The sequence below is a fragment of the Paraniabella aurantiaca genome (assembly GCF_050309965.1).
Classification (GTDB): Bacteria; Bacteroidota; Bacteroidia; order Chitinophagales; family Chitinophagaceae; genus Niabella.
Window position 1 is genome coordinate 2378557 of record NZ_JBLOSY010000001.1, and the last position, 16571, is coordinate 2395127.

10 protein-coding genes are annotated in these 16571 nt (G+C 41.8%); 6 read left to right on the forward strand and 4 right to left on the reverse strand.

The window, feature by feature from the left end; genetic code table 11:
- Positions 1-10: 10 nt before the first annotated feature.
- The 3 genes from ACLOAU_RS10380 to ACLOAU_RS10390 all read right to left on the reverse strand — a co-directional run bounded on the left by ACLOAU_RS10380 (position 11) and on the right by ACLOAU_RS10390 (position 4079).
- Positions 11-1900, reverse strand: coding sequence for an asparagine synthetase B family protein (locus ACLOAU_RS10380; protein ID WP_427861800.1), 1890 nt, complete (start codon positions 1898-1900; stop codon positions 11-13).
- Between the two features lie 221 nt (positions 1901-2121).
- Entirely contained in the window at positions 2122-3045 is a 924-nt protein-coding gene (locus tag ACLOAU_RS10385) for a hypothetical protein (RefSeq protein WP_427861801.1), read from the reverse strand.
- 125 nt (positions 3046-3170) lie between these two features.
- Positions 3171-4079 (reverse strand): SMP-30/gluconolactonase/LRE family protein, encoded by a 909-nt coding sequence (locus ACLOAU_RS10390; protein WP_427861802.1) that lies wholly within the window; start codon positions 4077-4079, stop codon positions 3171-3173.
- Positions 4080-4321: 242 nt separating this feature from the next.
- Here ACLOAU_RS10390 and rplK point away from each other — a divergent pair, with 242 nt between their 5' ends.
- The 4 genes from rplK to rplL all read left to right on the forward strand — a co-directional run bounded on the left by rplK (position 4322) and on the right by rplL (position 6741).
- Positions 4322-4765, forward strand: coding sequence for a 50S ribosomal protein L11 (rplK, locus tag ACLOAU_RS10395; protein ID WP_427861803.1), 444 nt, complete (start codon positions 4322-4324; stop codon positions 4763-4765).
- A 49-nt stretch (positions 4766-4814) separates the two neighbouring features.
- Positions 4815-5507, forward strand: a complete 693-nt coding sequence (rplA, locus tag ACLOAU_RS10400; protein WP_427861804.1) for a 50S ribosomal protein L1 — start codon at positions 4815-4817, stop codon at positions 5505-5507.
- Between the two features lie 76 nt (positions 5508-5583).
- Positions 5584-6195 carry a 50S ribosomal protein L10 gene (gene rplJ / locus ACLOAU_RS10405; protein ID WP_427861805.1) on the forward strand — a complete coding sequence of 204 codons (612 nt, stop codon included), beginning with the start codon at positions 5584-5586 and terminating at the stop codon, positions 6193-6195.
- A 174-nt stretch (positions 6196-6369) separates the two neighbouring features.
- Positions 6370-6741: a 50S ribosomal protein L7/L12 gene (rplL, locus tag ACLOAU_RS10410; protein ID WP_427861806.1), complete on the forward strand. Its 372-nt coding sequence runs from the start codon at positions 6370-6372 to the stop codon at positions 6739-6741.
- Between the two features lie 74 nt (positions 6742-6815).
- On the opposite strand, the gene ACLOAU_RS10415 is transcribed toward rplL, so the two are convergent.
- On the reverse strand, positions 6816-7805 hold the full coding sequence (locus tag ACLOAU_RS10415) for a ComEA family DNA-binding protein (RefSeq protein WP_427861807.1): 990 nt from the start codon (positions 7803-7805) through the stop codon (positions 6816-6818).
- A gap of 250 nt (positions 7806-8055) precedes the next feature.
- On the opposite strand from ACLOAU_RS10415, the gene rpoB reads away from it, so the two are divergent.
- Positions 8056-11859, forward strand: coding sequence for a DNA-directed RNA polymerase subunit beta (gene rpoB, locus ACLOAU_RS10420; protein ID WP_427861808.1), 3804 nt, complete (start codon positions 8056-8058; stop codon positions 11857-11859).
- 99 nt (positions 11860-11958) lie between these two features.
- The gene (gene rpoC / locus ACLOAU_RS10425; protein WP_427861809.1) at positions 11959-16251 is read left to right on the forward strand and encodes a DNA-directed RNA polymerase subunit beta'; all 4293 of its coding nucleotides are present in this window, start codon (positions 11959-11961) and stop codon (positions 16249-16251) included.
- Positions 16252-16571: the final 320 nt, after the last annotated feature.

Here is a 16571-nt window from a genome sequence, read left to right on the forward strand (position 1 = left end):
GGTAATTAAACTAATCAAAATTGGTGTGTAAAAATAAGGCAAATTGTAGAGCCTTTAGCAGGTTCTGCATTTGATAGGGTTCAACATATGGTTGACGCAAATATAATTGCCAGGTGCTACTCAGATTTTGAATGTCAATATAGTATCCGGCAGCGGTACTATTTTTGATATCTTCAATTGCTGCGGAAATTTCGGAGGCCTGGGCCTTTACCCGATAAACAATATCTGCACTTTGTAAACCTTTTCTTTTTTCGAACAAAACCCTGTCGGGTATTTTGCCACGCATCATTTGTTTTACCAACATGCGATTGTTGAAATGCTTATCAAAAAAAGCTTCATTGGGAATGCTGAAAAAATACTCGATAAGATCCTGGTCAATGGTAGGATCCCTTAATTCAACACCATAATATTGCCCGCTTGCTGCACCAATGGCACTTCTTACATTGTATAAATTTAAAAAAAGCTCTTTGTTTTGTTGAATATCATCAGGAGACGGCCTTTGAATATCGTCGATAGCCGAAAAATCCATAGTAATGCCATGTTGATCTAGTCTGGCAGGCTGAGCAAAAACATTAAAAGCGTATTTTCTCAGGCTACTTCTTTTATGGTTTCTTTTGTTTAAATAGTTCCTAAAAAAAGTTTGCACTACAGGTTTCGCTATGCGGGATTTAAAGAAGGAAAACGGATTGTGTATAAAGGCCGAAATGCTGACTGGGAGCAGGTGAGGAGCTCCTGCAAAAGAAATACTGCCATTACCGCCTTCGCCTTTAAGTAAAACCTCCACTCCTTTTTGAGCTGCAGATCTGTAAATGTCCAACAACCAGTAGGCATTACAGGCACCGTGAGCCGGAGCGCTATATATATCAAGAAAGTCGATCATGCCATTAAGCACACTATAATTTGCAGAATTCAATAGAATAGAATCTATATTCCCGGAAGCATTCACTATATCATGAATAAAGGGCGTTTCATCTAGTACACTTTTTTCTTTTTCAATATCCTGCAGTATCTCAGACGCAAATAGTGGAACATGGCTGAAAGTCGTAAGGGTAGTATTCTGACGCTTAAGTAAGTCAGCTGCGGTGTAACTTACGGCGCTGCTATCTAATCCTCCACTTAAAGTAGATGCTACAGATTTATCGCCACAGATTCGTGATTGGACAGCTGCAACAAAAAGCTCCATTATTTCATCTGCATAATGCTGTGTTTTTTTATAAGTTCTTTTTTCTGTGATTTGCGGGTTCCAATATTTTTCGACTTTTACAGTACGATTTTTTATGATGATGGTATGAGCGGGCGGTAAAGAAAAAACATTGCTGTAGAAAGTATCGTATGCACCATTTTCCCGGCCCCACAAGGTTAACTGACGCATAAAATGGACTTCATTCAGCTGTTTGGAATAATTAGGAAGTTGTAGAATACCTTTTATGGAAGAGCTAAAATAAAAGCCGCTATTGTCGTGGTAATAATAAAGAGCAGTATAACCCGTTGGACTTTGTGCGATAAATAGTTCCTGTGTTTGGCCGTCAAACGCGGCAAAACTCCATTCGCCGCGTAAGTGATTTATACAATTTCTGCCCCATTTTCTATAAGCTTGTAGCAATACAAAATCACTGGAGTAGGATGTTCTTGCTTCGTGGTCCAGGCCTAACTTTTTAGTGAGTTGGCTTATATTGTCAATTCTGCCCTGCCATACAAACAGCAGTTCATTTTCGGGCATATACACAGGCTGGTCGTTAAAAGTACTCCCGGAAGACAGATGCCCAAATCCTGCCTCTAAAGTCGTTTTAAAAGCGTGTCCCTGATGTGGTAATTTTCTAAGACCGTTATACATTTTTTGAAGCGACAGATCAACTGAATAGTTATTGTTATAGTGCCAGGCTCCAAATATGAGATTCATGACCGATTGCGAAATAAAAAGCGGAGCTTACAGGTAAACTCCGCTTATTTTAATAAGATATAACTGTTTTGCTAACCTTTGGAATTAGCTCGCAGTATTAAAAGCATCAGCTTTAGCATCAACTCCAGAGTTGATTTCAATTTCGGTTACTTCCGGTAGAACCCAAGTTTTTTTAGTTTCCATAAATTAAGTTTTAATGTTAATTACGGCCTGCAAAATACCTAGTTCTGAACATTTTGCAAAATTTTTTTCACGAATAGGGAGAATTCGGATATGCTATTGACATTTTTGGGACGCAGAGCCAAGAAATAAGGGGTACTATTCAATATTTTACCTACCAGGTCGAACTGTAACTTGCTTTTTTGTATCACCGGTATCCAATGGTTACGATATACGTTATCCGAAAGCGCTTTAAAAGCCTCTATATTCCTGATGGGCGACAGGCATATTTCCGAACCCTCCTTGTCGAGAAAGATTATTTTTTCAACCTCAGCCGGCGCCGTGGCAAACTGACTATGGAATGAAAAGCCAAATTTATCCCGGTCACCATCATCAAAGATCTTTTGTTTATCATTAGTATTTAGCAAACTCTGTTGATCCAACGTTTGCTCCCACAAGCGGATCATCGGGTAGGAGGCCTGTGCGTAACATTTTCCATCTCTTATAAATAATACAGCTGTATCATCGGTAAACGGTTGAAAGCCTAACTCCTGCAGTTTAACGGCCAGTGTAGACTTTCCTGTGCCGGAGGGAGCCGCAAAGAGCGCAACTTTCCCAGATCCGGTGAAAACTCCGGAAACATGAAACGGGATCATATTCCGCTGGTACAAAATAGCCGCTAACCCATTCGAATAAAAATAAATCAGGTTAGAACGATAATCTGCCGTAATTGGCTCAATAATCACCTGGCTGCCATTAGAAATATAGAATTTAATTTTCCCGCTGATCGTGTAAATCATTTCATCAGCGTTGCAGTAAGCATGTCTATCAGCATTTTGTCCCTCACCTGAGAGCTCAGCAGGCACGATGCCCAGCTTTACGTATACGGGGTTTTCCAGGTCGGGGGATTCATTTATTGGAAATAATGCAGGAAGTTCGATTTCTGAAATAACCGGAATACCGAATGCAAGATAATAATACGTCATTGATTTTTTTGATAACCTACCTGGTTAGTTCAGACGCAAAAATACTTGATGAATGACGAATTTAGGTTGATAAATTTTGGTGCAGTTTAACTGGCGGATAATGCTGAAATGCTGACTCACGTTATTCATTTCCCTTTAACATTCATCTTCAAATGGTAAACCGACGGGCCTGCTGTCACAAAAAGGATATTCCTTTCTTTTCCACCAAAGCAAATATTGGCCGTCCACTTTTCCGGAACCGGTATATAGGCTATTTTCTTCCCGGTGCTGTTATAAACAGTAACGCCATTGCCGGTTAAATACAAATTACCCCTGTTGTCGAGGGTTATACCGTCTGATCCCTGAGCAACAAATAATTGTTTGCCTGATAAGGTGCCGTCGTCGTTAATCTGGAACTTGTAGGTCTTATTATCCCCAATGTCGGCCACAAAAAGATACTGTCCATCAGCCGAGCCGGTAATGCCATTAGGTTTCACCAGTTCGTTACTCACCGTTATCGGCTGCGTAGCCCCTTTAGGCAAATAATACACATTTTGCTCCCTGATCTCGGGTGCAGTACGGGTCCAGTAATCACGCTGGTAGTAGGGGTCGGTGAAATAAATCCCGCCTTCGCGGTCAATCCATAAATCGTTAGGGCCATTCAATTTTTTGCCATCTACTTTACCCAGCAGCACTTTCACAATATGCCCCCTGGTATCTATCGACCATATTTCATTGTTTTCATCAGCGCAGGCGATAATATTACCTTTAGCGTCAATATCAAGGCCATTGGCTCTGCCGGCATCTTTTTTAAATTCCCATAATACGGTAGTTTGGGGATCGTAACGCCATATTTTGTTGTTCGGCTGGTCCGTAAAATATACTTTACCGTCTTTATCGGCAACGGGCCCCTCGGTAAAACTAAAAGCCTGCTTTATTTTCATAAGGCCTTCAAAATTGCTCGCTATAATGCCTGTTGAATCGAAAAAAGCCGTGGTTTGCGACCAGGCAGCAGCAGAAAGCGGTATCAGTAAAGCCGAAAACAAATATTTCATCTGCTAAAAATATAAATAATACGCTTCAAATCAATTGGTTTTATCTTTTCAACCCATTTTGGCTGCTGCAAACTCTTAAACTACCAGTCAACTGATCAACTTTTCAACCAAAACACTTACCTTTGCACCCCCAATTAGTTCTTTTTAGGTTTTCTGTACAGATTATATCAATACAGAACGAGGAATTTGGGAGCTCTTTCCGGAATAACCGGCAGAGCGTTTGAACCAATAAATCATTAAAAATGGCAAAAGAAATCTCCGGCTTTGTAAAGCTGCAGTGTAAAGGTGGTCAGGCCAATCCTGCACCTCCAATCGGTCCGGCGCTGGGTTCCAAAGGTGTTAACATCATGGAATTTTGTAAGCAATTCAATGCGCGCACACAGGACAAACCAGGAAAAGTACTTCCTGTATTAATCACAGTTTATACGGACAAAAGTTTCGACTTTGTAATTAAAACGCCTCCTGCTGCGGTGCAGTTGATGGAAGCGGCTAAAATTCAAAAAGGTTCAAAAGAAAGCAACCGTGCCAAAGTTGGTAAAGTTACATGGGATCAGGTTGAGGCTATCGCAAAAGATAAAATGCCCGATCTGAACTGCTTTACTGCTGAAAGCGCTATGAAAATGGTTGCTGGTACAGCGCGTAGTATGGGATTAACTGTAGAAGGTAAAGCCCCTTGGGAAAATTAATCCATTAAAGAACCCGTCTGCTTTCGGGCAGGCTTAAAAAAGAATTACAATGGCAATTACAAAGAAAAGAAAAGTTGTAAACTCCAAGGTGGATGCCAACAAAGCATATACGCTTAGCGAAGCTTCTGCATTGGTTAAAGAAATAAATGTTGCGAAATTCGATGCTTCGGTTGACTTACATGTACGTTTAGGTGTAGATCCTAAAAAAGCAGACCAGGCAATTCGTGGCACTGTTACCTTACCTCATGGTACTGGTAAAACAAAAAGAGTACTGGTACTTTGTACTCCTGACAAAGAAGCGGCTGCAATTGAAGCAGGTGCTGACCATGTAGGTTTAGACGAGTTTATTCAAAAAATTGAAGGCGGCTGGACAGATATCGATGTAATCATCGCTACTCCTGCTGTAATGCCTAAAATTGGTAAATTAGGTAAAGTGTTAGGTCCTCGTAACTTAATGCCTAACCCTAAAACAGGTACTGTTACCAACGATGTGGCAGCTGCAGTAAACGAAGTAAAAGGTGGTAAGATTGCGTTCAAAGTAGATAAAGCTGGTATCATCCACGCTTCTATCGGACGTGTTAGCTTTTCTCCTGAAAAAATCGCTCAGAACGGACAGGAGTTCATCAATGCTATCGTTAAAGCAAAACCTTCTACAGCAAAAGGTACTTATTTAAAAGGTATCAGCATGGCAAGTTCTATGAGCCCAGGCATTGCTTTAGACACTAAAGGCTTTGTTCACTAATCAGGTTGTAGTACTGCCCTAACAGGCAGGTATAACACAATCGCAACAATTTTAAACACAGTCAAATCGAAATAAAATGACTAAAGATCAAAAAAATGAAGTAATTGAAGTATTGAAAGGTAAGTTCTCTCAGTACGACAATTTCTATATAACCGATACAGAATCGCTTACTGTAGCACAGGTAAGTAAATTGCGCCGCGCTTGTTTCGACAAAAATGTTGAAATGAAAGTAGCTAAGAACACGCTTATTAAAAAAGCCCTGGAATCTCTGGATGCTGAAAAATATGCTGGTGTTTATGACTCTTTACATAAGGTAACCGCTTTAATGTTCTCTGAAAATCCCAAAGAACCAGCTGTTATTTTAAGCTCTTTCCGTAGCGAAGCCAAAGCTGAAAGACCAGAATTGAAACTGGCTTTTATCAACGGTGACCTGTATGCAGGTGACAACCAGTTGAAAGCATTAACACAAATCAAAACCAAGAACGAGCTTATCGGCGAAGTTATTGGCTTGTTGCTTTCTCCCATTCAGCGTGTTATTGGTGCGTTACAAAACAAACCAGAGGGAGATGTGGCTCCGGTTGCTGCTGAAGCAGCGCCAGCGGCTGAAGCTCCTGCAACTGAGGCGGCTCCTGAAGCTCCGGCAGCACCTGAGGCTCCTGCGGCAGAAGAAAAGCCTGCAGCTGAATAATCAGGCTATAGAGATGGCGTGTTAACCCTCGCCAGATCTTGCTCAACAAGGATTTAGTTCTTTTTATAAATCACCGCCCAATCACCCTTATTAAAGGGCTGGGGGTACAATTTTTTTAAACCCGCCGTCGGATCCATTTTTAAAAGGAAATGAAGACGGTAAAAATTAAACAAAATGGCAGATATTAAAAATTTAGCAGAAAGCCTGGTAGGTTTAACTGTAAAAGAAGTACAGGAATTAGCAGATTTCTTAAAAACTGAATACGGAATCGAACCAGCTGCAGCAGCAGTAGTAGTTTCTGGAGACGGTGGTGGCGCGGCTGCTGTAGAAGAAAAAACAGCATTTGACGTTATCCTGAAAAGCGGTGGTGCTTCTAAATTAAACGTTGTTAAGATCGTTAAAGACTTAACTGGTTTAGGTTTGAAAGAAGCTAAAGAATTAGTAGACGGCGCTCCAAAACCTGTTAAAGAAGGTGTGAGCAAAGCTGAAGCAGACGATATCGCAGCTAAGTTGAAAGAAGCTGGCGCTGATGTTGAAGTAGCTTAATTCTTTTCAAATATTTTTTAAAAGGCAATCATTTCTATGGTTGCCTTTTTTATGCGTCATTACAGTCTTCAACTTCAATTGCTCACCGTAATGTACTTAGAAACTCTTTCATAAGAGTCGTTGGTTTGTGCTGCCAAATCTTTTATGTCCGTAATTGCTGTAAAATTCCCTTTCTCTTTTCTTTGTTTTAAAACCTGGAAAGCTAGCTTAGCGCTTATGTAGGGATGATTATTGAGCTCATCGTAGGAAGCTGTGTTGATGTTGATTTTTTTTATGGACCCGGCATCAACCTTCAGCTGCGCTTTTATTTTCTGAAAGGTTGAATCGGGTATTCCGTAGGTTTCCCCTACCTGGTCGACCGAATAAAAGCCTCCCAACTTGTCCCGGAAATTGACAATTTTAGTAGCCAGTTTATTCCCGATTCCATACAAAGACTCAAACCCTGCTATATCTGCAGTATTGATTTCGATCGTTTTAGGTAGGTGACTGGGCTTGTTTTCGGGCGTATATCCTGTATTGTTAACTCCTTTATCGGCATTGGTTTGATTGTGATAATTACCCGCAGGTGTGGCACTTTTTATGGATATATAGGGCTTCAGCCGTTGAAATTCTTCCTGCCTTAACCCATATACTTTAGCCAGGTCGTCTGGCCTTCTGAATTTCCCCCCTTTATTGCGATAGTTGATCAGGGTGCGGATCGTTTTGTCCCTCAGCCCCAGCTTTTTGAAACCTTCGGCATCCAGCGTATTCGGATCAAAATTAAACAGAACCCCTTTTAGCGGGTTGCTGTAGCTGCCTCCCGTTTTGTCGATAGGGAAGCTGGTAGTAGCAGGCGTTGATGGATCATCGGTCAGTTCTGATGATTCGCTGATGTTTTTCTCCTGCAAATTATTAGCGTTTGCGAGCCAGACTGAGTCCGTGGAGGAGAGTTTAGACTCTTCCGGATGTGTTTGAAAGAAGGGGAGAAAAGCGATAATAACGATGGCAGGCACCAAAAAAATAATGCCTATGCGTTCTTTTTTTGAAAAAGTCAGAGACTCTTTCAGCGTGTGTTTCAGGCTCATAGATAGCTGTTTTCATAAATTTACGATTTATAAAAACCATCGTCAAAATAAAATTTGGCAAAATTATTGCTAATAAGTTTTTTCTTTATACTTTATCCCCTAACTTTGCAGTCCTTTTTATTTTGGCCAATAAAATTTTGACTTACGAAATGTGTTCAAGTAATTGAATTTCAGTAGGATTTCTTTTAGCGATAAAAGTGGTCCTTTTTGGCGTTTCTATAGGTCGATCATTAAAACCGGTGTATAATTTATGTCTGCTACAAGCGTAAAATCAAGAGTGAATTTCGGGAAAATCAAACATCTGGCTGAGACGCCCGATTTGCTCGAAGTTCAGATTCAATCATTTAAAGAGTTTTTCCAGCTTGAAACCACACCCGACAAGCGTAACATTGAGGGCTTGTTCCGTGTGTTCAAAGATAATTTCCCTATCACTGATACGAGAAACATCTTTGTACTGGAATTTTTAGACTACTTTATTGATCCCCCCCGTTATTCGATCGACGAGTGTATGGAGCGTGGCTTAACTTATGCCGTTCCGCTGAAAGCGAAACTTCGCTTAAGCTGTAACGACGAAGAGCACGTAGATTTCCAGACAATCGTTCAGGATGTGTTTTTGGGTAATATTCCTTACATGACTCCCCGTGGTACTTTTGTGATCAACGGTGCTGAGCGTGTGGTAGTTTCCCAGTTACACCGTTCTCCTGGTGTATTCTTTGGTCAGTCTGTTCACCCGAATGGCACAAAAATTTACTCTGCACGTGTAATTCCTTTTAAAGGAGCATGGATGGAGTTCGCTACCGATATCAACAACGTAATGTATGCGTATATCGACCGTAAGAAGAAATTCCCGGTTACTACTTTATTACGTTCTATCGGTTATGAAACTGATAAAGATATCCTGGAATTATTTGGTATGGCCGACGAAGTAGCCGGTGACCAAAAATCCCTGGAAGCACATCTAGGTAAAAGATTAGCAGCCCGCGTATTACGCACATGGGTAGAAGATTTCGTGGATGAAGATACCGGTGAGGTAGTTTCTATTGAGCGTAATGAGATTGTGATGGAGCGTGACACCGTTCTGGATGAGGAAGCGATCGAAACCATTGTTGATATGGCGATCGATACCGTATTTATCCAGAGAGAAGATGTAGGTGGTGATTATGCAATCATTTACAACACTTTAAATAAAGATACTTCGAACAGTGAGTTGGAAGCGGTTCAGTTTATTTACCGTCAATTGCGCGGTGCTGATGCCCCTGATAACGAAACAGCCCGTGGTATTATCGATAAATTATTCTTTAGCGATAAACGTTATGATCTGGGTGAAGTAGGACGTTACAAAATCAACCGCAAGTTGAACATTGATGCGCCTCTGGATCAGAAAACTTTAACTAAGCTCGATATCATCGAGATTATTAAATACCTGGTACGTTTAACCAATGGTAAAGCAGAGATCGATGATATCGATCACCTGAGCAACCGTCGTGTACGTACTGTAGGTGAGCAGTTATATGCTCAGTTTGGTGTAGGTCTTGCACGTATGGCGCGTACCATCCGTGAAAGAATGAATGTTCGTGATAACGAGGTATTCACGCCGGTGGATCTGATCAATGCAAGAACACTTTCTTCAGTGATCAACTCTTTCTTTGGTACATCTCAGTTATCCCAATTCCTGGATCAAACCAACCCCCTGTCAGAAATTACACACAAACGTCGTATTTCAGCGCTCGGGCCAGGTGGTTTAAGTCGTGAGAGAGCCGGCTTTGAGGTTCGTGACGTACACTATTCGCACTATGGTCGTTTGTGTACTATTGAAACACCGGAAGGACCGAACATTGGTCTGATCTCTACACTTTGCGTGCACGCTACTATCAATGAAATGGGCTTTATCGAAACGCCTTATCATAAAGTAGTAAACGGTAAAGTGGATGTTAAGAAACTGAAATTCTTAAGTGCAGAAGAAGAAGATTCAGCAAAAATTGCCCAGGCTAATACGGCGTTAGATGCTGATGGTAATTTTGTTGAAGAGAAGATTGAAAGCCGCGAAACAGGTGACTTCCCGATCCTTGATAAATCAGAGGTTGAATATATGGATGTAGCTCCTAACCAGATTGTTGGTTTGAGTGCTTCCCTGATTCCATTCCTGGAGCATGATGATGCCAACCGTGCGTTAATGGGATCAAACATGCAACGTCAGGCGGTTCCATTATTGCGTCCGGATGCGCCTATCGTAGGTACTGGTCTGGAAGGAAAAGCAGCACGCGATTCAAGGATCCAGATCCACGCAGAAGGTGATGGTGTGGTTGAGTTTGTAGATGCTACTGAAATTCATGTGCGTTACGACAGAGATGTGAATGAGAAGCTGGTAAGCTTTGAAGAAGATCTGAAAATATACAAGCTTACTAAATTCATCAAAACCAACCAGGAGTCTTGTATTAACCTGATGCCTACCGTAAAGAAAGGTCAGAAGGTAAAGAATGGTGACTTCCTTACTCAGGGCTATGCTACTCAAAATGGTGAGCTGGCATTAGGTAAAAACCTGAAAGTGGCCTTCATGCCATGGAAGGGTTACAACTTTGAGGATGCGATCGTGATCAGCGAACGTGTGGTAAAAGAAGATATGTTTACTTCTATCCACATTTCCGAATACGAACTGGAAGTGCGTGATACTAAATTAGGTGAAGAAGAGTTAACTGCTGATATCCCTAACGTATCTGAAGAAGCGACTAAAGACCTGGATGAAAATGGTATTATCCGTATCGGAGCGCAAATTAAAGAAGGCGATATCCTGATCGGTAAGATCACTCCAAAAGGGGAAAGCGATCCAACTCCTGAAGAAAAATTATTACGTGCCATCTTTGGTGATAAAGCCGGCGATGCAAAAGATGCTTCTCTGAAAGCGCCAAACGGGGTAGAAGGTGTGGTGATTGGTAAGAAGTTATTCCAGCGTGCGAAGAAAGATAAAAATGCTAAGGTTCGTGAAAAAGCGGCAATTGAAAAATTAGATCGCGTTCATGAAAAGAATGAGCAGGATATCCTGAATGTGCTTTTAGAAAAACTGGGCACTTTACTGGAAAACCAGACTTCAGTAGGTGTTAAGAACAGCTTCGATGAGATCGTAATTGGCAGAAATTCTAAGTTTAACGCTAAGAACCTGGCTTCACTGGATTATGCTAACATCAATCCTTTGGGCTGGACTACCGACGAAAAGATCAATGACCAGGTAAATACTTTATTGCATAACTACAGCATTAAGTTCAACGAAGAATTGGGTCGCTATAAAAGAGAGAAGTTCAATATTTCAATAGGTGATGAGTTACCTGCAGGTGTATTGAAACTGGCAAAAGTATACTTAGCGGTTAAGCGTAAGCTGAAAGTGGGTGATAAAATGGCGGGTCGCCATGGTAACAAAGGTATCGTTGCGAAAATCGTTCGCCAGGAAGATATGCCGTTCCTTGAGGATGGATCACCGGTGGATATCGTATTGAATCCGTTAGGGGTACCTTCCCGTATGAACCTCGGACAGATTTATGAAACTGTTTTAGGTTGGGCTGGTAAAAACCTGGGTGTGAAATTCGCTACTCCTATTTTCGACGGAGCTTCTACAGAAGAGATTGAGACTTATTGTGATGAGGCGGGTATACCTAAGTTTGGTCACACATACCTGTATGACGGCGAAACCGGTGAGCGTTTCCACCAGAAAGCAACTGTGGGCGTGATCTACATGATCAAACTACACCACATGGTAGATGATAAAATGCACGCACGTTCTATAGGACCATACTCACTTATTACACAACAGCCTCTGGGTGGTAAAGCTCAGTTCGGTGGTCAGCGTTTTGGTGAGATGGAGGTATGGGCACTCGAAGCATACGGTGCATCTAACATCTTACAGGAATTATTAACCATTAAGTCGGATGATATCATTGGCCGTGCTAAAACGTACGAAAGCATTGTAAAAGGTGAAAACGTACCTCGCGCCGGAGTTCCTGAATCATTCAATGTATTGGTACACGAGTTAAGAGGTTTAGGTCTTGACCTGACATTCGAATAAGTTTTTAGAGTCCATGGACCATCGACTATGGTCTATGGACTTCTTCAAAAAGTCAGCGTTCATCTTAAATCTTTCAAATAAAAAATCTTAAATAGAAACATGGCTACTAAAAAAGACAATCGTCCAAAAGCAGCGTTTTCAAGAATAACCATAGGCCTTGCTTCGCCTGACTCTATCCTGGAGAAGAGCTTTGGAGAGGTATTAAAGCCTGAAACGATTAACTATCGTACTTACAAACCAGAAAGAGATGGTTTGTTTTGCGAAAGAATATTTGGCCCGGTAAAGGATTACGAATGTGCTTGCGGAAAGTATAAACGTATTCGTTATAAGGGTATTGTGTGCGACCGTTGTGGTGTTGAAGTAACTGAGAAGAAAGTACGTCGCGAAAGAATGGGACACATTAAACTGGTGGTTCCTGTAGTTCACATCTGGTACTTCAAATCGCTTCCTAATAAAATTGGTTACCTGTTGGGAATGAGCTCCAAGAAATTGGAGAGCATCATTTACTACGAGCGTTACGTGGTAATTCAGGCAGGTGTGCGTGAAGATAAAGGACAGAGTTATGGCGATCTGTTAACAGAAGAAGAATATCTGGATATACTGGATGCTTTACCCAAAGATAACCAGTACCTGCCCGATGACGATCCTCAGAAATTCATTGCAAAAATGGGTGCTGAATCTGTTCATGATCTGTTACAGCGTATCGACCTGGATCAGTTATCTTTTGATTTAAGGAATAGCGCGGCTACTGAAACTTCTCAGCAACGTAAAGCAGACGCCTTAAAGCGTTTGAGCGTAGTAGAAGCCTTCCGTGATGCGAATACACGTATTACGAACCGCCCTGAGTGGATGGTAATGCAATACATCCCGGTAATTCCACCAGAACTTCGTCCGCTAGTTCCATTGGATGGCGGTCGTTTTGCCTCGTCTGATCTGAACGATTTATACCGTCGTGTAATTATCCGTAACAACCGTTTGAAACGTTTGATGGAGATTAAAGCGCCTGAAGTAATCTTACGTAATGAAAAACGTATGCTTCAGGAAGCAATTGACTCATTGTTTGATAATAGCCGTAAATCTAATGCTGTTAAAGCTGAAGGTGGCCGTGCATTGAAATCTCTTTCAGATGTATTGAAAGGTAAACAAGGTCGTTTCCGTCAAAACCTTTTGGGTAAACGTGTTGACTATTCTGGTCGTTCGGTTATCGTTGTAGGTCCTGAAATGAAAATGCATGAGTGCGGTTTGCCAAAAGATATGGCGGCTGAGCTGTTCAAACCATTTATCATTCGTAAATTAATTGAAAGAGGTATCGTAAAAACCGTTAAGTCTGCAAGGAAACTGGTAGATAAAAAAGAAGCGGTTATCTGGGATATCCTTGAAAATATTCTGAAAGGTCACCCGATCATGTTAAACCGTGCCCCAACACTGCACCGTTTATCAATCCAGGCCTTCCAGCCTAAACTGATCGAAGGTAAAGCCATTCAGTTACACCCATTGGTTACTGCGGCATTCAACGCCGACTTTGATGGTGACCAGATGGCGGTACACGTACCTTTAAGCAATGCGGCAGTATTGGAAGCACAGTTATTAATGCTGGCTTCTCACAACATTTTGAACCCACAGAATGGTACACCAATTACCCTTCCTTCCCAGGACATGGTACTCGGTCTGTATTATATTACTAAGGGTAAGAAAACTACCGAAACTGAAAAAGTACGTGGTGAAGGCAAAGCTTTCTATTCTGCAGAAGAGGTGATCATTGCTTACAATGAAAAGCAGATCGATCTTCACGCATGGATTAAAGTAAAAACCAATGTTCGTAATGAAAATGGCGAACTGGAGTATAAATTACTAGAAACAACTGTTGGTCGTGTTATATTTAACCAGCATGTTCCCGCAGAAGTTGGATTTGTAAACGCGCTGTTAACAAAGAAAAACCTTCGTGAGATCATCGGTAATATCATTGAGATCACCAACGTTCCTAAAACAGCCAAATTCCTGGATGATATCAAGCAGTTAGGTTTCCGTACTGCCTTCCAGGGTGGTTTGTCGTTCAGCATTAATGACCTGATCATTCCTGAAATTAAAGCTGAATTACTGGAGAATGCTAAAGGTGAAGTAGATGAGGTTTGGGACAACTATAACATGGGTCTTATTACCAATAACGAGCGGTATAACCAGATCGTAGATATCTGGAGCCGTGTGGATACCCGGTTAACGGAAACGTTGATCCGTGAGCTGGCTTCAGACAAACAAGGTTTTAACTCTGTTTACATGATGCTTGATTCCGGGGCCCGTGGTTCTAAACAGCAGATCAAACAGCTGGCTGGTATCAGGGGGCTGATGGCTAAGCCAAGAAAATCAGGCTCTACTGGTTCTGAGATCATTGAGAACCCGATCCTTTCTAACTTTAAAGGCGGTCTGAATGTATTGGATTACTTCATCTCTACCCACGGTGCGCGTAAAGGTCTTGCGGATACGGCGTTAAAAACAGCGGATGCCGGTTACTTAACCCGTCGTCTGGTAGACGTTTCCCAGGATGTAGTAATTACTGAAGAAGATTGTGGTACATTACGTGGTATTAATACATCTGCTTTAAAAGATAATGAAGATGTGATCGAACCATTATCAGACAGGATTGAAGGACGTACCTCATTACATGATGTATTCCATCCTCAAACTGAAGAGTTGATCATTGAAGCTGGTACTGAAATCTCAGCAGCAGTAGCAAGACAAATTGAAGAGGCGGGTGTTGAGTCTATTGAGATCCGTTCTGTATTAACCTGCGAAAGTAAGCGTGGATGCTGCGTGAAGTGTTATGGTAAAAACCTTGCTTCGGGTATACTGGCGCAAAAAGGTGATGCAGTAGGTATCATCGCTGCACAGTCAATTGGTGAGCCTGGTACACAGCTTACACTTCGTACCTTCCACGTGGGTGGTGTTGCGGGTTCTGCTTCTGTAGAATCTACTTTGATCGCTAAGTTTGATGGTACCATCCAGTTCGACGGTGTACGTTCGGTAGCTACAACCAATGCTGAAGGTGAAGACGTGAAAGTGGTTATCGGTCGTACCGGTGAAGCCCGTATCATTGATACTAAGGCGGACAGGCTGTTAATTACTAATAATATTCCTTACGGTTCTACTTTGTTGGTAAAAGATGGTCAGAAAATTTCCAAAGGAGATGCGATCTGCTCATGGGATCCATACAATAACGTTATCGTTGCTGAGGTGGATGGTGTGCTGAAATTTGACAACGTAATTGAAGGTATCACTTACCGCGAAGAGTCGGATGAGCAAACTGGTCACCGTGAGAAAGTGGTAATCGAAACCAGGGATAAAACGAAGATTCCTTCCATCATTGTAGAAGGTAAAACAGATAAATCGTACAACTTACCTACCGGTTCTCATATCATGCTGGATGAAGGCGATGATGTGAAAGCAGGTAAAGTACTGGTGAAGATCCCTCGTATCTTAGGTAAACTGAAGGATATCACGGGTGGTCTGCCTCGTGTAACAGAATTGTTCGAGGCGCGTAACCCAAGTAACCCTGCAGTGGTTTCTGAGATTGATGGTGTGGTAACGATGGGAGCTGTTAAACGCGGTAACCGTGAAATTATCATCGAAGCTAAAGACGGCGTTACAAGAAAATACCTGGTTCCTTTAACACGTCAGATCCTGGCACAGGATGGAGACTTTGTAAAAGCCGGTACTTCGTTAAGCGATGGTCAGGTTTCTCCTCAGGATATCCTTTCTATTCAGGGTCCATTCGCTGTACAACAGTATGTAGTGAACGAGATTCAGGAGGTATATCGTTTACAGGGTGTGAAAATCAACGACAAACACGTTGAGGTGATCGTACGCCAGATGATGCGTAAAGTGAACATCGTTGATCCGGGAGATACCCGTTTCCTTGAAGATGACCTGGTAGATAAATTTGAGTTTGTTGATGAGAATGATTACGTATACGAGAAGAAAGTAGTTACCGATCCGGGTGACTCGACTAAACTTCGTGCGGGTCAGATCATCAGCCTGCGTGACCTGAGAGAAGAAAATTCAGTATTACGTCGTAATGATAAAAAGCCTGTAGAGTTCAGGGATGCACAACCTGCTACTTCAGCGCCTACATTACTGGGTATTACCAAAGCTTCTCTGGGTGTACAAAGCTGGATCTCAGCAGCATCGTTCCAGGAAACAACCAAAGTATTGTCTTCTGCAGCCATACACGGTAAAGCAGATGAGATGCTGGGCTTGAAAGAGAACGTAATTACTGGTCACCACATTCCTGCCGGTACAGGTTTACGTGAGTTTGAAAACATGATCGTAGGAAGCAAAGAAGAATACGAATTGTTGCAAACTACCCGCGAAGCCATGGCATTTGACGAGGAAGAGTAATTATCAAAATCAAAATATGCAAGAGCAATTCTGGATCATACCAGGGTTGCTCTTTTTTTATGGAAGAAAGTTGGTAGTTCGCAGGTTAACTCTTAACTTTTCGATCTAAAATTTGGGGAATCTCGTTAAGCCTTTCATAAGAAAGGTTTTCATCTGCACTTTTTCTTTAATTGATGATTATATTGCAGGTTTAAATTAGAATGTGATTAAGAAACGCCCATTTAAAAAAGTTTGGTAGAGGTAGGATAGCGGTAGGCGTTCCCGCCCGCCTGGTCAGGTGGGCCATCCGCCCCCAATTAAAAAAAACATAAAATACTCGG